Annotated in this window: 19 protein-coding genes; 9 read left to right on the top strand and 10 right to left on the bottom strand. The window is 64.6% G+C overall.

What is annotated here, in order from left to right:
- Positions 1-526: 526 nt before the first annotated feature.
- The 3 genes from QM779_RS02905 to QM779_RS02895 all read left to right on the top strand — a co-directional run bounded on the left by QM779_RS02905 (position 527) and on the right by QM779_RS02895 (position 4,100).
- Positions 527-874: a tyrosine-type recombinase/integrase gene (locus QM779_RS02905; protein WP_428531345.1), complete on the top strand. Its 348-nt coding sequence runs from the start codon at positions 527-529 to the stop codon at positions 872-874.
- Between the two features lie 91 nt (positions 875-965).
- The gene (locus QM779_RS02900) at positions 966-2,126 is read left to right on the top strand and encodes a DUF262 domain-containing protein (protein ID WP_428531342.1); all 1,161 of its coding nucleotides are present in this window, start codon (positions 966-968) and stop codon (positions 2,124-2,126) included.
- A 738-nt stretch (positions 2,127-2,864) separates the two neighbouring features.
- On the top strand, positions 2,865-4,100 hold the full coding sequence (locus tag QM779_RS02895) for a hypothetical protein (protein WP_428531339.1): 1,236 nt from the start codon (positions 2,865-2,867) through the stop codon (positions 4,098-4,100).
- A 35-nt stretch (positions 4,101-4,135) separates the two neighbouring features.
- Here the strand turns inward: QM779_RS02895 and QM779_RS02890 are convergent, their stop codons facing one another.
- Together QM779_RS02890 and QM779_RS02885 are read right to left on the bottom strand one after the other, a co-directional pair.
- Positions 4,136-4,399 (bottom strand): helix-turn-helix domain-containing protein, encoded by a 264-nt coding sequence (locus QM779_RS02890; protein WP_428531336.1) that lies wholly within the window; start codon positions 4,397-4,399, stop codon positions 4,136-4,138.
- 294 nt (positions 4,400-4,693) lie between these two features.
- Positions 4,694-5,872, bottom strand: a complete 1,179-nt coding sequence (locus QM779_RS02885) for an IS110 family transposase (protein ID WP_428531333.1) — start codon at positions 5,870-5,872, stop codon at positions 4,694-4,696.
- Positions 5,873-6,066: 194 nt separating this feature from the next.
- On the opposite strand from QM779_RS02885, the gene QM779_RS02880 reads away from it, so the two are divergent.
- A complete protein-coding gene (locus QM779_RS02880; RefSeq protein WP_428531330.1) occupies positions 6,067-6,969 on the top strand; it encodes an alpha/beta hydrolase fold domain-containing protein in 903 nt (300 codons plus the stop codon).
- A 1-nt stretch (position 6,970) separates the two neighbouring features.
- Here the strand turns inward: QM779_RS02880 and QM779_RS02875 are convergent, their stop codons facing one another.
- The 6 genes from QM779_RS02875 to QM779_RS02850 form a co-directional block, all read right to left on the bottom strand.
- Positions 6,971-7,243 carry a type II toxin-antitoxin system RelE family toxin gene (locus QM779_RS02875; protein WP_428531327.1) on the bottom strand — a complete coding sequence of 91 codons (273 nt, stop codon included), beginning with the start codon at positions 7,241-7,243 and terminating at the stop codon, positions 6,971-6,973.
- Between the two features lie 2 nt (positions 7,244-7,245).
- Entirely contained in the window at positions 7,246-7,521 is a 276-nt protein-coding gene (locus QM779_RS02870) for a type II toxin-antitoxin system Phd/YefM family antitoxin (RefSeq protein WP_428531324.1), read from the bottom strand.
- A gap of 240 nt (positions 7,522-7,761) precedes the next feature.
- Positions 7,762-10,611 carry a hypothetical protein gene (locus QM779_RS02865; protein WP_428533096.1) on the bottom strand — a complete coding sequence of 950 codons (2,850 nt, stop codon included), beginning with the start codon at positions 10,609-10,611 and terminating at the stop codon, positions 7,762-7,764.
- Positions 10,604-11,107: a hypothetical protein gene (locus tag QM779_RS02860; protein ID WP_428531321.1), complete on the bottom strand. Its 504-nt coding sequence runs from the start codon at positions 11,105-11,107 to the stop codon at positions 10,604-10,606. The genes QM779_RS02865 and QM779_RS02860 overlap by 8 nt, the downstream gene beginning before the upstream one ends.
- A 151-nt stretch (positions 11,108-11,258) precedes the next feature.
- On the bottom strand, positions 11,259-11,549 hold the full coding sequence (locus QM779_RS02855) for a FitA-like ribbon-helix-helix domain-containing protein (protein WP_428531318.1): 291 nt from the start codon (positions 11,547-11,549) through the stop codon (positions 11,259-11,261).
- A gap of 705 nt (positions 11,550-12,254) precedes the next feature.
- On the bottom strand, positions 12,255-12,881 hold the full coding sequence (locus QM779_RS02850) for a hypothetical protein (protein ID WP_428531315.1): 627 nt from the start codon (positions 12,879-12,881) through the stop codon (positions 12,255-12,257).
- A gap of 184 nt (positions 12,882-13,065) precedes the next feature.
- On the opposite strand from QM779_RS02850, the gene QM779_RS02845 reads away from it, so the two are divergent.
- Together QM779_RS02845 and QM779_RS02840 are read left to right on the top strand one after the other, a co-directional pair.
- Complete coding sequence (locus QM779_RS02845) at positions 13,066-13,323, top strand: type II toxin-antitoxin system VapB family antitoxin (RefSeq protein WP_428531312.1); 258 nt, start codon at positions 13,066-13,068, stop codon at positions 13,321-13,323.
- A complete protein-coding gene (locus tag QM779_RS02840; protein WP_428531309.1) occupies positions 13,320-13,709 on the top strand; it encodes a type II toxin-antitoxin system VapC family toxin in 390 nt (129 codons plus the stop codon). Before QM779_RS02845 ends, QM779_RS02840 begins: the two co-directional genes overlap by 4 nt.
- Positions 13,710-13,807: 98 nt before the next feature.
- On the opposite strand, the gene QM779_RS02835 is transcribed toward QM779_RS02840, so the two are convergent.
- Together QM779_RS02835 and QM779_RS02830 are read right to left on the bottom strand one after the other, a co-directional pair.
- Positions 13,808-14,539 carry a hypothetical protein gene (locus QM779_RS02835; RefSeq protein WP_428531306.1) on the bottom strand — a complete coding sequence of 244 codons (732 nt, stop codon included), beginning with the start codon at positions 14,537-14,539 and terminating at the stop codon, positions 13,808-13,810.
- Positions 14,536-14,745, bottom strand: a complete 210-nt coding sequence (locus QM779_RS02830; RefSeq protein ID WP_428533037.1) for a restriction endonuclease — start codon at positions 14,743-14,745, stop codon at positions 14,536-14,538. The genes QM779_RS02835 and QM779_RS02830 overlap by 4 nt, the downstream gene beginning before the upstream one ends.
- A gap of 229 nt (positions 14,746-14,974) precedes the next feature.
- Between QM779_RS02830 and QM779_RS02825 the strand changes: the two genes are divergently transcribed.
- The 3 genes from QM779_RS02825 to QM779_RS02815 all read left to right on the top strand — a co-directional run bounded on the left by QM779_RS02825 (position 14,975) and on the right by QM779_RS02815 (position 17,363).
- A complete protein-coding gene (locus QM779_RS02825) occupies positions 14,975-15,133 on the top strand; it encodes a type II toxin-antitoxin system Phd/YefM family antitoxin (protein ID WP_428531303.1) in 159 nt (52 codons plus the stop codon).
- A 101-nt stretch (positions 15,134-15,234) separates the two neighbouring features.
- Positions 15,235-15,495, top strand: a complete 261-nt coding sequence (locus tag QM779_RS02820) for a Txe/YoeB family addiction module toxin (protein ID WP_428531300.1) — start codon at positions 15,235-15,237, stop codon at positions 15,493-15,495.
- Positions 15,496-15,767: 272 nt separating this feature from the next.
- Positions 15,768-17,363, top strand: coding sequence for a restriction endonuclease (locus tag QM779_RS02815; protein ID WP_428531297.1), 1,596 nt, complete (start codon positions 15,768-15,770; stop codon positions 17,361-17,363).
- Positions 17,364-17,454: the final 91 nt, after the last annotated feature.

The following is a 17,454-nucleotide window of genomic DNA, read 5'->3' as shown; positions in this document are numbered from 1 at the left end:
CACTGCGGGCGTCCACGAGGGCCAACTACGAGGCGACGCTGGAGCACCACTCTGGTGCCGACCTTTGGAGGGATGCGGCTGCGCGACATCACCAAGGGCGCCGTGCGCCGCTGGTACGAGGACACCCTGGAGGGCAACGGCGACACCCCGCGGGCGAACTCGAAGGCGTACGGGCTGCTGCGGGCGATCATGAACAGCGCCGTCGACGAGGACCTAATCGAGGCCAGCCCGGTACATATTCGCGGGGCCGGTTACCAGCCGAAGCGACGCCGCCTCGAGCCGGCCTCGATCGAGGAACTCGACGCGATCGTGGAGAACATGCCGGAGAAGTGGAAGCTGATGGTGCTGCTGGCGTCCTGGTGCGCGCTGCGCTACGGCGAGATCGCCGAGTTGCGTCGCAAGGACGTCAGGCTGCGGCACGCGAGCGGGCGCTGGACGGGCGTGATCCAAGTGCGCCGCGGCGTGGTCTGGGTGAACCGCAAGATTCAGGTCGAGCCCGCCCAAGTCAGAAGCCGGTATTCGCGACGTGGCGATTCCGCCCCACCTGATCCCGATCATCAAAGAGCATCTCGAGATCTTCGCCGCACCCGGCCAGGAGGGCCTCCTCTTCCCCGCGGCGAACGGACGTCAGCAGTGGCCGTCGACCATCGCCGGCTACTTCAAGAAGGCCGCGACGATCGCCGGCCGCTCCGACCTCCGCTTCCACGACCTCCGCAACACCGGCGGCGTCATGGCCGCTCGGCAGGGTGCGACCTTCGCCGATCTCCAGGCGCGACTTGGCCACTCCACGGCCAACACCGCGCTGCTCTATCGGCACACAGCCAAGGGTCCAGACCAGATGATCGCCGAGAGGCTCTCCCGCTTGGCTACCTGAGCCCCAGCCGGCAGATTTGCGGCGTGCAGGACACGAAGACTCACGCCGTGGCGGCTCGGGCGCGAGCGCTTCATGTGGGACGCTCGGAGGCATGAACGTGCCCGACCAGCCCGACCAGCCCGCGTCCGACGACCAAGAGGACGAGCTGTCTAGCTTGCTCAAGAGAAGTCTTAGCACTGAGGAAATGGACGATCAGTCCGACTCGATTGGCGAAGCGGTCGCGGTGACCTTCACAACTCAGGACTACCCCGTAGACGGACTTGTTTCCAGGCTCGAAAAGGAAACAATGATCATTCCAAGATTCGGCGCCCCCCCGGACAAGGTTCAATCTGCTAAGTTCCAGCGCGGATTCGTCTGGACCAAGAAGCAGATGGACAAGTTCGTAGAATCGCTCCTGCTCGGCTATCCCATTCCAGGCATATTCCTTGTGAAGCAACCCGGTGACAACCGTCTTCTCGTTCTCGATGGACAGCAGCGTCTCGAGACCCTCAGGCGGTTCTATGGCGGTATCCACAATGAACGAGTCTTTGCGCTGGAGAACGTTGACGACGCCTTCAAGGGCTTGAGCTACGCCAAGCTTGATGAGGAGCAGAGGATCGCCCTAGACAATTCGTACATGCAGGCAACAATCGTCGCGGCCGATGGATCGAACGAGATGTACGATGCCATATACCAGATCTTTGAACGCCTGAACTCGGGTGGCACGCAGCTCACCCCACATGAAATTCGGGTGGCATTGTTCTCCGGGCAGTTGATGGACAGCATTGCGGCTATAAATAGGATGCCGTCTTGGCGTTCGCTCTACGGCGGCGAGCCATCCGCCCGCCTGCGCGACCACGAGCTAATCCTGCGAATCTTGGCCATGTATGAGAGGTCAGCCTCCTACAAGCGCCCCTTGAAGATATTCCTGAACAACTTCGCGAAGGACCTCCGCGCGTCGGAGGCTGCCACCACAGACGCGGGGGAAAAGTTCATCGCGGCCGCCGAAGCCATATCGCGGCTCGCAGGTTCGTGGGCTCTGCGGCGCGAGGGCAACGCGCAGGTGAACGCTGCCCAGACGGAAGCGATCTTCGTTGCAGTGATGGAGGCACTGACTGCTGGGCCGGCACCTGAGGACCTTCTTCTGCGCATCGAGGTCCTCAAGGCGGATGAGGAGTTCGATCGCGCCACCTCCCGAGCCACCGCGGATAATGACTCCGTCAAGCTCAGGCTTTCCCGAGCTCGCCAACTCCTCACCACTCCAGTCTCGTGACCGATGTCGCCGTCAAACGCCACGTGGCCACCCATCTCAGTCAAGCAGCGACTCCAGGCCCATAGCGAATTGAGCGGACTACTTCGATCGCTGCCCGACGAGGACGAGGCTTCTCCAGCACTCGCCCGATACCTGGTGTTGCGGTCGGCCGGCCTTATAGAAGCGGTCCGCGACGACCTAACCGATCAGCATTGTGCGGCGATCGGGCACCCTCGGCTACATCGCCGTGTCGTCTCCGGGCTTCGCAATGGGCTGGGCGTGACGCCGTCCCAACTGCTCGATTTCCTGGGGACGCTTGATACGACGTGGCGCGATGACCTCGAACTCTTCCTGGACGCAGACGACGGAGCTAGACGTAACCATCTCGGCGCGCTCGTTGCAATGCGCAAGAAGGTAGCTCACGGCGACGGTGATCAAGTGACCGTAGGTAAGGCCCTCACTTGGGCTAGCACGGCCGCAGACATTTCCAAGTGGCTTGTTGCCAGGCTTGACCCAAGATGATGGCTCGCCCGGCGCGCCCTTCTGTGCGGCCGATCAGATGCGGGCGGACGCCCCAATGGGAGCAACCGCACACCAATTCCGCTATTGAGATGATCAGGCGGCCCCCCAGCTTGTGGGGTGTTGACTTGATCGGCTCGTGTCTATCCGAGGCCTGCGGCGGCCGCTGCGATTTGGAGTTTGGCCGTCCGGCGCGGGTCTAGTCTCAGGTCGCACACGTCGGAGCTATCTCATGCGAGAATGCCCGACGTGGACCTCGGCATCATCCTCGGCATCGTCGGCGCTCTCATCGGTATCGCAGGGATCGCCATCGGTCTGTGGGTGTCGCGCAGAAGCGCCATGGATGTCAAGGGGGCCATAACACTCCTCGGGCTGGCCGGGCTCGACCAAGACTTCGAGGTGCGCTGGCGCGGCCAAGCAGTAAAAGTTCCCTCGCTGGTCAACGTCACAGTGTGCAATCTTGGACCCAAGGACGTGAGTGTTCGCGACTTCGAGGGCGGCCTTGTGGAGATCGACTACACACAAGCCAGAGCGGTCGGCATCCTCGCTGACGGCACCTCTGATCCGGATGCTTGGGATCTGGTCAGCGATCCGGAGAACGGTACCTTCACCATCAGACTCCTTCCCCGCATCATGAAGCCGCAAGAGCCAATGGCGGTGACAATCCTCTGCGATGGAGTTCCCCGCCGGAGCAAGACCTCAGTTCGCATCTCGGGCGTTAGGGAGATGAGTCGCCGTCGGAGGTGGGTCCGTCGCTACGGTCTTGGTGTTGTTCTCGCGATTGTGCTGGGCATTGCTACGGGCACAGCCTTTTACCTGACTCTCGGCCCCAGAGATCCCAACGCTCCACGAGTGGAGTTCAGTCCTCCTCAGCGCGCTTGGATCGCAATCGCGTTCGGAGTCGTGTACGGGGCAATCGTCCTCATCTACACATGGGGCAGGTACGCTTTGCGTGCACGACGGCGGCGAGCAGAAGAGGAACGTGCCAAAGGTATAGCGGAGCCTGAGTCCCGCGCTGATCGTGCGCCCGACTCCAAGAGCCAGGTGTTGGCCGACGAGCCAACCGGCGTGGTGGGTGAACAAGTTGGAACAGCCCGTGAGGAGCGGGCGGCTTTGGATCCACGTCGGATCGCACCCAGAGAGACGATTCGAGCCGCTGCCGCATACCACGAGGCTTTGCTTGCTGGACATGTTCAGGCCTCCGTTCGGGCCACTTCCCAAGGAGTGAGGGTGTACCTGCCGTCTAGTGGCCACCGAGTGGCCGCGCTACAGGCTTTGACGCCCGAGTATGAGCGCTTCCGAGTGCCGTACAGATTCGCGCTGGGTGTTCCACAACCCCGCAACGCGAGAGGCGCCCGTTCGCTCGTCGCCGGGCCCGATGAGGATGACCATCGCAGCGGGCAGACTGGCCCGCAGCCTCCTGCTGACGACATGGGCGCGCCAAGCGAGAACCCAGAAGTCACTCCCCGGAACTAAGCCCGGGCGCTGCGGCGTGGGTCCGCGGCATCTGCCTACCAGCCGTTCGCCGACGGCACGCGTCGAAGCAGCTTGTCGAGGTCGCTGGCCCGCACGCGATTGATGCGGCGACACGTACGGAAAGCGGGCAGCTCGCCGGCCGCGATCCGCCGAAGCAGCGTGTGGACGCTGATCCCGAGGATGTCGGCGGCGGCGGACAGCGAGATGAAGGCTCCGGGCTTGGTGCTATCGATGGAGCTGGACGCGTGGACGCAGGACCACGCGACCAGCCTCCCTTGATAGCGGGGTTCGGCTGCCAAGAGGGCATGGCGAGGCGCCGCCGGGCTGGGTGCTTGGCGGCGCCTCTTGTTGCTCTGGCTGTCTGTGTTCGGGGCTGGTGCGCGGGTCGTGGTCGACGCTGGTGTCAGTCTGATATGCGCGGGTTGGTTACCGCAGGACGGTGTTCCGGCTCGGCGCGGTTCTTCGCTGTCCAAGCTCGAGCGTCGCCCCGTTGCTGGGGTTGCTCATAAGGCGGTCGCGGGTCCGCTCCGGGATGCAGCCACCAGCCCCGGTGACCGTTGCCAGGGCAAGCTCTTTCTAGGGTTGGTCGTCGATCACGGCGATCGACCAGCACCAGCCGGCGAGTTCGCGGGCGATAGCGACGGTGGCGACGTGGTGCGCTTCTTGCGGGCTTGGAACCCGACCCAGCGGGCGTGCAGGCGACGGTTCCCGGCGTCGCCGCGAGCCCGGGCCGCCGGGCTGGCGAGGTCCTGCCGGTCCCGAAGCACCTTCCCCTTCCGGTAAGGCCGCATGTGGTGCAGCGCAGCCTCGATCAGCAACCGCCGGACATGAGCGTTTCCGGTCCGGGTGATCGGCCCGGTCATCCGGGACCTGCCCGAGGAGTGCTCACTGGGGACCAGGCCGAGGTAGGCGCCGATGCTGTTACCGTCGAACCGGGTCCAGTCACCGATCTCGACCGCGAGCGCGAACCCGGTCAGAGTCGAGATCCCGCGCAGGCAGCACAGCCGGCGCACCATCGGCGTCCACGGCGAGTCGCCGGCCAGCTGTTCGATCCGGGCATCCAGACGGTCCCGACGGGCCAGGGTGGAGAGTACCTGGTCGAGGTACTCATCGAACGTGGTTTGCAGGTTCGGATCATCGAAGCGTTGCCGGGCCAGCCAGTCTCGATGAGCGCCGGTCCAGGCGTTGCCGTCGTAGACGATCTGCTGACGCAACAACAGCTTCGAGAGCCGGTGCCGCGACCTCATCAGATCCTTGCGGCAATCCTCCCGGGCACGAACCAGATCCCGGGCCGACTCAGTCGCCGCGTCCGGCACCCTCACCGGGGTGAACTCACCCAGCCGGAGCAATCGGCACAGGTGCTCGGCATCCCTGGCGTCGTTCTCGACCCTGTCGCCGGCGGGGCGTTGCAGCTTCGAGGGTGCCGCCACCTCACACCGAATACCGGCCGCGCGGAGCTCGCGCGCCAGCCCGAACCCCGTCGGGCCAGCCTCGTACAACACCGCTACCGGCCCTGGCAGCTTCCCCAGCCAGTCATGAACCTCCGCACCCGGGGCGAGGCTGGCAGCAAACACCTCGCCAGTCACCTCATCCATCCCGTGCGCCGCAACCGAACGGGCGTGCACGTCCAGCCCGACACTCGTGCGCTCTGAAACACCGGGGCCTCCCCACACATGTCGGATAGGCCGGGCAGGCAGCCCCCGCCCAGCAACCCACGAAGGGTGTGCCAGCGAGGCCCCGGCCCGCAACCCCCAACCACGGGAACCACCCATAGCGTCTAAGCCTTGGAAGTGGGTCGTTCCGGACACGGTTGGCCCGATGAATCTGACGAACGGGCTGCATGGCTCCCAGCCTCGATGGACGGCTGGCCTCGGGATGGGCCCGCAGACCAGCGATTCCCGCGGGCGCCTGCCACGATGGTGGCGTGCACCCCACAGAGATGAGTCACGAGGAGTTCCCGCACTCGATGGCAAGAGCCGCCGGCATGCAGGTGGTCGAAGCTGCTCGCGGCTTGCGGAATGTGTACGTGCACCTGAACGTGCCCTACGCGATCAAGAGCGGGCGCACGCTGCACCTTCAAATCATCCAGCCGAGTCGGGACGCGACCTTCGCCGAGCCCTCCGAGGTGTTCAGCGACCGGTTCCCATGCGTGGTGTTCGTCCAGGGCTCGGCGTGGGGCGAGCAGCCGCTGGGAGCATCGATGGCGTTCTGGTGCCGGTTCGCCGAGCGCGGCTACACGATCGCGATCGTGGAGTACCGGCCGTCCAGCTTGACAGGGTTCCCTGCGCAGGTGCAGGACGCCAAGACCGCCGTCCGCTGGCTCCGCGCCCATGCGGACGAATACTCCATCGATCCGAACCTGATCGTGATGGCCGGAGATTCCTCCGGCGGGCACACCGCCCTGATGGTCCACGCCACGCAGGACCTCGATCAGTTCGATGACGAGCCCGGTCAACCCCTCGACATCAAGGCGTTCATCGACTTCTACGGGCCGACCGACCTTGGCCGCCTCAACGACGAACCCACGACCATGGACCACTCCGACCCCGATAGTCCGGAGGGTCGCCTCCTCGGCGGGATCTCACCCTCGACCGCACCTGCCCTGCTCCACGAAGCCAATCCGTCGAGCTGGGTCGCGGCCGACCGGCCACTCGCACCACTGCTGATGATCCACGGGTCGAAGGACCGACTGATCCCATTCGCGCAGAGCGTCTACCACCATGAAGCGCTCCGAAGCGCGCACCAGCCCGTCGAGCTCATCCAAGTTCGGGACGGGGACCACGGCATCTGGCCCGCCATCTTCAACCAAACCATCGCCGACATCCTCGATCGCTTCATTCAGGAGCGGACGGCTGCAGCGGGCGCATAGGTCACGAGTGGTACGCATCCCGGCGATGCACGACCGAGACGACCTCAATGACGAGACGCTGGTCGATGATCCGATAGATCACCCGGTACTCGCCCCGCCGCGCCGCGTACAGCGGAGCCAGCGGCTCACGCAGCGGCTTGCCGACTCGTCGCGGGTTCTCCCGCAGGGCACCCATGATGAACTCGAACGCGGCTGCCGCGACCTTCTCGGGGAGATCCCGTTCGAGTGCCCGACGGGCCGTCCGGGTGAACACCACCTCGTACAGGTCGGGCACGGCTAGCGTCCGCGCGCAGCGAGCGCGGCACGGACCTCATCCGCCGAACTGATCTCGCCGTTCTCCAGGTCGACAAGGCCTGCCCGGATCGCCTCGACCTCGTCGGGATTGCTCAGGATGTCGAGCGTCTCCAGCAGGGAGTCGTAGTCATCCGCACCAAGCAGGACCGCCACCCGATCGCCGTTGCGCGTCACCTCGAACCGCTCGTGCGTGGAGACGGCCGACTCCACGAGCTTCGACAGATGGGCACGAGCCTCAGCCAGCGACAGTGTGGTCATGTACAGAATTCTAGCGCATGGCGTCGATCGTGGGGTTATCCACAGCCGGAGGAAGGTTGCCGCAGGCCCACCGGACCAAGTGTGTAGCGGGTGTGTATCGATCTGGGAGTCTGGCCGCCACCGTCGGGCTCATCACGTCGACGGTCGCGCAGGCAGGGCCTTCCGGCGGGCTTACGCACCAGCAGTGCTTGGTGCCGGCCCATATAGGTAACCAGCTCGCAGCATGCAACGCACTTCAGATCACTCGAGAACATCCTGCTGCGTGATTGCTCCATCGAGGACTGCTTGCACTTGCTTGGCGAGTTCGAGGTTGCCCGCTTCTCCGAGTTCGTTCATGAATTCGGTCGCATCGACCTCCAGTTGGGCGTCACCGGCGGCGAGCGCCCGGGCGATCACCACGGGAATCGCATGGCGAGACATCTCAATCATCGCGAATCCTCGGGACTGCGGTGCCTTGACCAGGAGCCTTGTCACATCGAGCGCCAAGCGGGCGTTGACATCGGCGGCACTCGCGATGTCCTTGCCGATCATGTAGCGCTGTGCCGCCAGCTCAGGGTCGAGCTCCAGCGATCGTTTGAGGCGTGGCAGCCACCACTCAGGGTCGAACTTGCGACACCGAACTACCCAGAAGAACTCTCGGAGTTCAGCCGAGTCGGAGGGATTTGACTCAACGTGGGTGATACGAGCATCCCAGACACCCGCGAAACGATCCCGAATGCCGTCCTCCACGCTCTCGGCGTGCATGAACTCCCAAGCGACATGTCCGAGCGCCGCGCCCCGCTCGACCGCATCCGCCGATGAGAAGAATGCGGTAACGACCGGGTCGTCCCAGCCGACATGACCGAACGCGAGCGCCCTCACCGCCCACTCACCAATCCGCTCACGCGGGGTCGAGTTGTCGAACTGCAACCCGTCGACGATGGGCTCCGACAGCGCCAACGCGGCCAGCATCGAAGGGGCGAGCAACTTGTACAAGCTGCTGTGGTACCGGTGGACAGCCATGGCTGTGGATAGAGCGATCTGCTGACAGTGAGAGATTTCCTCGACATCGCCAAACCAGGTGCGAACATGCGACTTGGTCCATGTTTCGTCCGCATTCACGAACCGGCCGAGGTGCTCCCCGATCACGGCGCAAGAAGCCCCTTGCGGGTCTTGTCGCGCCAATTCTCCGAGAAGGACCGCTCTCGCACGGTCGCTCCACGGCACAGACGGGCCATGACTCACCAAGGCGGCGAGACCCCGAAGGTGGATCGGCCACCGCTGGTTGATCGACAGGGTCAACGGATCCATCCCGTCCGCCCGGTCTTCCGCGACATACTCGGACCATTCCTGGTCGCTCGATGGAAGGACGATCAGAAGGTCCGCAAGCCGCTGGAGACGCCCCGTAGGCACGCGTGGCGGTGCAGACTTCTTCACGAGTTCAGCAAGCAGATCTTCCGCGGCCTCCTTCGCCCACCTGAAATCTGGGTCATCGTCTCCATCGCCGCCCTCCCGCGGGAGATCGAGTTCATCACCGTGCGTAAGCACGTCACGCAATGTCTCTTCGACTTGGTCCCAATCCAACTCAAGACCTGCCTTGAACGCGCCTTCCCACCCCCGCAGGATCGCTCGCAAGTACGTGGGGCGGAGCCTCGCGACGAGGCCACTAGTGGTGGCCGTCATCTGCGGGTAGGCAGTGACGAGCGCCGTCAGCTCACGGGCCTGCCCTTCGTGAGATGGCTCGGGTCCCCATCCGTCGCCGAGATCGTGCCAGCTCTCGAGGTGGGCGATGAGCTCCTCGGGGCTCATCGCGGCCATCTCTTCCTGCGTCATTGGGCTGTTCGGCCCTGTCCAGCCGGTGATCAAGAGTGGCGGACGGAGGGGGTCCTCAATCACGCCTAAGCGGTCATCGAGCTCCGCCAACCGCCGGGCGAGCACGACGGGTAATGCGGATGGTCCGACCGACGCCAACCACAGGTGTTCCCAGCGCTCGGTCGACTCAGTGACACGTGCTTCGATGTCGACGTCGGAGTCTTCTTCGTCTCTGCTCGCTCGCTCCCGGACCTGGCTGGCGCGGACCGCGACTCCATCGGCAACGAAGTCGCCAAGCGGATCAAGTGCGGACGGCGCATGGCGCGAGATTTCGCGTGCGAGTTCACCGAACTCAACTCGGCAACGCTCGTCCCTTGAATGCGGCTCCAACAGCAGTGCCTGAGCGACCGAGACGAGTTCGGGAACGTCGGGAGCTTCCGCCTCTGCCCCAGCCAAGGCAGCAGTCATCACAAACATGGCGATTCTGCGAGCAAGCATTAGGTTGGCGCCGATCAGTCGCTTCACAGTGCCGCGTGGTTCAGCTTTCATTCGTTCGAGTGCGAGGTCTCGGGTCGCATCGATTAGTGCGTCTTGGACCCCCCGGTGCATCTCACGGCGTTCCTTGATACTGGGACGGGAAAGGGACCAGCCATCCATCCGGCCCGCAGCCTTCTCGTATGCAACGAGCCAGCCCAGCACTACAGGCAAACCATCGGGCCCGAGCGCCTGGGCCACCTGCGGGAGTGATGCCTCATACCAATACTCATCGAGCAACAGGCTGGGCTCTGTGGAGCCCTCCGGGACCGATGGTTGGAATAGCGCGTTGGCAACCCACTCACCAGTCTTTCGTTCGCCACCCGCGATGAGATTCACGGCAAAGCGGACCATTTCGCGAGGATCAGTGCGCCATCCGAAGCCCGAGCTGACCCATGACTTGAGCACCGGCTTGAGCCGGGCGGCCTCCGAGGCAGGGACGGCGGCCCCCACCGCAAAGAGCGCACGACGCACCCAAGCGTTGTCGCTGTCCTTGAGCGCGACGAGGATGTCGACTGCAACCGCTGGCGCATTCCCGGCGACGCGCACCACGTACTCGATCTCGGGCCAGTAGGGGTCGCTCGTCGTCCCATCGCCCATGACGACTCGGGCCGGCGGCTTTCGAAAGGCTCCTTCGTTCTTGAGTGGCTCGAGCCAGAGAGGATTCTTGAGACCCTCAAAGAAGGCCCGCCGCAGTTGTGGCGTGGGAATCCGACGGAGCGCTTCACGAACTTGATCGTCCAAAGGTCGCGTGTAGCTACTCATGGGGATGTCCCTCCTCCTGCGCATTGGCAAGCGCCAAGATGTCTTCCACGGCGCTGAGGTTCGTGAAGAACAGACTAGTGCGGACCTCGATGACGTCCTCGACGACACGGATGTGGGCGGTGATCTCAGAGTCTGAAGGAAGCTCTCGTCCACCGTCGGAATTCCGATCAAGGTGGGCCCACTCAAGGAAGAAGCCCTGGGCCGCTTTCCATTGCCCAATCAGAGGGTGTGCGGGGTCTGTCCCGTCAGTCAGGAGTGCCGCAGCGTTGACGACGTTGAGACCGCGCTCCTTCACCGCCGCTTCCACAAGATCTGCGATAACCGCGGCAACTTCGGCCGGCACGGGCACCATCGCCTGCTGGGCGCGGAGGTCGAGTTGTGGGTGCCCCGAAAGCACGTCCGGAAGTCTGGCGACAAGTGAGCTTGAACTGGGTTTTGGACGCGGTACCGCGTTGGCTGCCATGGCGGCCGGGAGCCCGTTGATGAGCTCTCGCATGCAATGACAGATAATCGAGACTCGAGCGGCCTCCCCACCGGTGCTAGGAGGACTGGCGAGTTCACGTAGGGCCGCGAGGTATATCCCGGCAAGGCGCTCGCTCCGCGCTCTGAGTCCCTCGGCAACTTGCGTGCGCCGTTGACACGGTTCCTCACACATTGGGTTCGGCGCCCTGTGCGGTCCCACCGACACCGAAAGGGGCGACACAGTGGGCCCCCACGGGACGTGGCGGGTCACTCCGCGGCTCCAGCCGCAGATTGACGCCGCCCCCCTCTCGAGTGGCCGCGTGCAGCGCCAGCAGGAAGTTCTCTTCGGGAAGGTTGACCGCCGCGTTCAGGATGTTGCAGACCTCTGCCTCGACCGATCGGCCATTCCTGGCGGCCCGGGCCCGCAACCGGGCGTGCGTGCGCTCGTCGAGATGCCTGATCGTCAGGGTTCCCACAGTGTCACCTCCCTTACTGCAACGCTAGCGAACAGACGGTCCATCAGCCTCCATCCGGCCTCATCGGAGCCGGATACCCCCGCCCCTTTCAGGCGTACCCCAGAGGGGTACCTGGAGACCCAGGGATACTGCCACTGGAATAGTTGCATGCAATAGCGTGCAATAGCGTCTTCCCTCGTGGCCAAGCTGATCACTAGGGACGTTCGGTGGACGGCGGAATTATCGGGGCTGTTTCCTTGGGTGACGGGCTCCTCGGCTGCCTTAAAGCGAGGCAGGCGCTCTGGATGTCGCCCGGCGTCCAGCCCTTCGGCCACGACTATCGTCCTACCTTGTCAGATGCCACTTCCCAGCTCACGCGGTAAGCTTGATCAGGCGCCAGCGATGGTCGCGATAGGGGTGGGGGTATAGCCAGAAATGGCCAGAAACCGCCCCTGAACGCGTCCTTGTTGCACACGGCGTGCGATAGCCGTGCAATATGTCCTAGTCAGCGACAGATTCGGGTCACTCATAATCCCTGGGTCGCGGGTTCGAGCCCCGCCCGCCCCACCAGCGTTCTACCGATCGTTCACTAGGCATCCTGCCGTCACACGGGGCCCCCGCAACCAGCCACAAGGTTGCACCAGACCTCTTCTGCTGCACGATAGGGCGCACACGTCGTGCAATCGGACCGCTCACCCAGGCGCTTCTTCGGCCCTCTTGCACGAGTCAGGTCCCTGGTCCTGGCGGATCAACGAGAATCGAATCGAATTCGGAACTGGCCGCGATCCGGGCAAGATCTTCAAGGTTCGACGTCCAGCTACGTAGCTCCGTGAGTACGGCGCCAGCGAGGGAGAGAGTCTCGTCCACGTACGTCTCGGCAGCGGCACACCCCTCATCACTCCAGATGTCGTGGCTGGCAATCAGCCCATGGACGAGTGTGTTTCGACCTGCCACAAGGTCCTTCATCCTGCTGCGCACGGACTCCAGGTGGTCATCCTCGAGCCCGACGGCCATGCCCAGCCGCACCTTTGCCCTCGATGGTCCGTCGACGTCATCGTCCGGCGGCTCCCAGTCCAGCGGCTTGAGGAGCCCAGCGCTCACCACCTCAGTGACCGAGCCAAGGGTCTGCTTTGAGATCCGCGCTTCATGTCGTTCGAGTTGTTCGGTCAGAACTCCCGCGTGGACCTCGAACTCTGTGCGGCTGGCCAGCCACTTCATGCACCACTCGATCTGTTGCAGCCGGATCATGCACCAGCCCAGCTTCTGATAGAGCAGCCTTCGAGCCCCCTTCGGATCGCCCATGGTTGTCTGCACAGAGCCGTCTCGGACCATCGATTCGTCAGTCGGATTCACCAGCACCTGCTACTCGGTGTACTCGATGACCCCGACTCCGTCGTCACGCAGGACGTCGCAGTAGGCCCACAGCTTGTCCACCAAGCGGCGCGAGTCGTTCACGGATGCAGTCTCTCAGAAGCTTCGGACGCATGCCGCGCATCAGGATCGGCAGAATGGTAGATATGGGCGCTAGACTTCTACCATGAGCCTCAACATCAAGAACGAGGATATCCACGCTCGGGTGCGGCGCCTAGCCGAACTGACCGGACTCTCCCAGACCGGGGCGGTGGACGACGCCGTTCAGCACCGGCTGGCCGAACTTGAGGGCACACCGGCCCGCCGGAAGGTCCGGATCGACGCGGTCGTGCGCGCTATTCAGGTCGACCTCAGCGACGTCGAACGGCAGGCCCTGCGTGACACCGACCGGGACCTGTACGCCGCCGACGGCCTCCCGCGGTGATCGTCGACACGTCCGCGATCGTGGCCCTGATGCTCGGCGAGTCGAAGGCGGCAGACATCGCCCGAGTGCTGGCGGACGGCCCGGCGCGGATGTCCGCCGCAACGCTGGTCGAACTGCATGCCATGGCCGCAAACCGCCTGTCCACGGTTCAGCAACGCCGGCTCGAGCGCCTGCTCACCGAAGCCGAGGTCGAGATCGTCCCGTTCACCGAGGACCAAGCCCGCGTCGCCGGCCAGGCTCTCCGCGACTTCGGACGCGGCAGCGGGCATCCGGCCCAGCTGAACCTCGGCGACGCCTACTCCTACGCCCTGGCCGCCACCACCGGAGAGCCACTGCTCTTCGTCGGCGACGACTTCGGGCACACCGACCTGATACCTGCGCTGTAGCCGGAAGTCACGCACGCCCGATCCCGTGCCCGCCGAACCTCGTCAGTAGGCCCACAACTTGTCCACAAGCCGCCGAGAATCGGCCGAGTTGGCGGAGCTCATCGGTACTGCCGCTTCTGCGCCGCGTTCAGCGCCGACACCAGCGATGGGTCGAGGTTCACGATCTCGATCTCAACACCCATCTCCCTGATCGCCTGAGCGTGCCACGACACTCCACTCAGATGCCCCACTGCTGCGGGGTCGCTTACGCACAGAATCAGCCGGTCCGGTCTCGGGTCGAGGGACTTCGCGATCCAGCTGAGTTTGGTGGCATCAACAACGAGCTTGTACTTCTGTGCGACCTTCGCCGAGCCCTGATGCGCCCAACACTCGACCAGTACAGTCAGATTGTCGTCCGCCCCATCAATCTCGACCCGCGCCCCGGACGGATGGAAGATCCGGCGCGGAGCCAGCGACAGGCCAAGGCGCTTGCCCAGCGCGACGAGCATGTGGCCCTCCGCCAACCGTTGCACCTGTGAGTCGCCGGAGGCAGGGTCAGAAGGCACAGAGGTCAACGGCTCCATCGCGAGCCCGTCAGCTCGGACCGGCGGTCGCTTGGGTTCCGGGGGCGCTTGCAACGGGACCGCAGGCAGATCACCGCTGACTACCTGGTTCACGATCTTGCCGTCGGCACCACGGAACCGTCGAAGAACGCCCTCGGCCTCCATCGCCCGACACAGCATGTTGACGGTCTGACGCGGGGAAATGCCGGCCCGCCGAGCCAGTTCGTCGTCGTTCAGAGGCTCGACGGAGGACCCCAACGCCTCCAGGATGCGATCTCGATTGGTCATAGCTCCTCGAAGAAATCCTCGTCCAGGTCGAACAGGGTGACGCTCGTCTTGGCCTGCACGCCGACGCCGTGGCGAAGCATCAACTCGGCCAACCGCTTGCCGTCGATCAGCTCGATCCGCAGGTTCACCCGCTTCCCCTCTTCGACCGCCTCCCGGGTGGACGACGCCGTGGTCAGGAACACACCCCGATCCCCCTGCGCCGACATCAACGTATAGCCAGAATTGGCCAGAAATCGACCCTGAACGCGTCCTTGTTGCACACGGCGTGCAATAGCTGTGCAATATGTCCTCTTCAGCGACACATTCGGGTCACTTACAATCCCTGGGTTGCGGGTTCGAGCCCCGCCCGCCCCACCCCGTCCAGTGAGTTACCAAGGTTGAGTCCCGACATCCACACATGTACGCTTTTCTGTACAGGTCGAAGGGATGGTGAGAATGAAGACCCTGAGCTACACCGAGTCACGCGCTCGCTACGCCGAGGTGCTTGACGCGGTGGTCGACGACCGCGAAGAGATCGTGATCACACGCGCCGGGCACGATCCCGTCGTGATCGTGTCCCTGGAGGACTATGAGGCCCTCAAAGAGACGGCCTAGCTGATGCGCTCTCCGGCGAACGCACGCCGCCTCCTCGATGCCATGGAACGCCTGGAGGCTGGCCGCGGCGAGCAGCACGAACTGATCGACGCAGACTGATCATGCGGCTCGTCTGGGACGAGAACGCCTGGGCCGACTACCTGTGGCGGCAGGCTCAGGACCGCAGGGTCCTGAAGCGCATCAATGCCCTGATCGAGGACGTCTCCCGCAACGGCAACGAAGGAATCGGCAAGCCCGAGGCCCTCAGGCATGACTTCGCCGGGTATTGGTCGCGCCGAATCACTGACGAGCACCGCCTGGTCTACAAGATCGTGGGAGACGAGATCAGAATTGCGGCCTGCCGCTACCACTACGGCCATTGATCCGAGCAGGGGTCCCGGCGGTCACCTCCCAGCCCGGCGAACCAACGCGGCACGGATCGCATCCGCAGAACTGACCTCGCCGCGCTCGAGATCGACCAGTCCGACCCGGACGAGCGGCCCAGCGATCGCTTCGAATCCGTGGCAAACAGACCCCTTACGGGCGACTGCGATGGGAAGCCCTGCGCGACAAGATTGAGAGCACAGCCACCCGAGGAGACGATGATCGCCATGCCGCCGTTCGCCGGCGAGACGCGCACCCGCGGCGGCGTCTTGTGAGTGAGCAAGCGGGTTCGCCCGGGTCGCCTCAGCCCCACGCCAATCCGACCACTTCCCCCAACTCGCTTGGCCAGGACTGGCTGCGCCAACTCGACTGGCGCCAGTTCGAGGATCTCGTGGGCTCTGCCTACCGGTTGCAGGGATACGCCGTCCTACCCACGTCTCCTGGTGCCGACGGCGGCATTGATCTGATCCTCACGCGTGGCAGTGAGCGCATCTTCGTCCAGTGCAAGCACTGGAAGGAATGGCAGGTCGGCGCTCCTGTGATCCGCGAACTGTTCGGGCTCGTCGCCGCCAATCGCGCCACCCGCGGCATCGTGGTCACCTCCGGCACCTTCAGCCGTGAAGCGATCGAGTTCGGCCGCCAGACCGGGACGGAGTTGCTCGACGGCCCCGCGGTCATGGCGCTGGTCGCCAGCGGCAACGCGTACCGCCCGGTAGGTGCGCCGCGACCCGATTTCCCCTCGCCCGCGTTCACCCCGCCGACTGCCCCGAGCTTCGGCCCACCCACTCCCCGCAGCGTTCCGAGCTGTCCCGTCTGTCTGTCACCGATGGTTCTGCACAAGGCCCGGCGTGGGCCTCACGCGGGCTCGCTCTTCTGGGGGTGCGGCCGCTACCCCGGCTGTCGCGGGACCCGTGAGGCGGCCGCGGGAACCGCCCTGCCTCCGACTCCGCGACAGGTGGCGCGCGAGCGCAAGCGTCGGCGAAGCCTGATCGTCGCTCTCGCCGCACTGGTTATCGGACCGATCCTGTTCCTCACCTCCACCGCGTTTGCCATGCACGCCATCACTCACCCGGCGTCGTTCCCCACCAGTCGAATCCTCCCGTCCACGCCGGTCGCCGGTCCGGCGGCCAGCACGTCCACGAACACGCCGACAGGCACGCTGAGAATGGGTGAACAGCCGATGGACGTGGCCGTCGACACCAAGAGCAAGCGCCTGTACACCGCCAACTACGTGTCCGGTGACGCCACGGTGATTGACGCCGCGTCCATGTCGGTCCTCGACACCATCGATGTCCCCGGCAAGCCGGTCGGGATCGCAGTCTCGGGCAACACGCTGTACGTCGCCGACCGCGCCGGCAAGAAGGTGTACGCCATCAATCTCAAGACACACAAGACGACGGCCACCTTCGCGGCCGGACGCGGGCCGTCGGATCTTGCCCTGGATGCAGAGGCGGGCCGGCTCTTCATCGCCCACGAGGACGGCTCGGTCTGGACGTACTCCCTCTCATCGGGCCGGCGCCTGTCCAAGGTGGACGCATACCCGGGTGTGTCGATCGCGGTTGATACCGCGGAGCACAAGCTCTATGCGGTCAACGTGTCCGGCGTGCTCTACACCTTCCGCACCCGCACGCTTCAGCGTGTCTCGGTCGCCTTCGTCGGTGCGGGCGCCATCGCCACGGACTCCAAGCGACAGCGGCTCTACGTTGCCCACGGCCAGCAACTCCGCGAGTACAACGTCTTGACGGGCACATCGCAGCCGATCGAACTCGACATTGATGCCCAGTCCGTCGCCGTCGACCCGACCACGCGCACGGCCTATGTCGCCGACCCCGACACGAACGCTGTGCGGGCCGTCAGCCTGAAGTGATGCCCGACGACAGCTCGTCCAGAACGTTAGGTTCTCGGACATTCCGGGCACTCCGAAATCGCTCGGAACCACCCCTTCTGCGGGCCACGAG

The organism is Propionicimonas sp., assembly GCF_049840635.1.
Taxonomy (GTDB): Bacteria; Actinomycetota; Actinomycetes; order Propionibacteriales; family Propionibacteriaceae; genus Propionicimonas.
The sequence above is the reverse complement of the archived record's forward strand: the minus strand, read 5'-3'. Positions and strand labels throughout refer to the sequence as shown.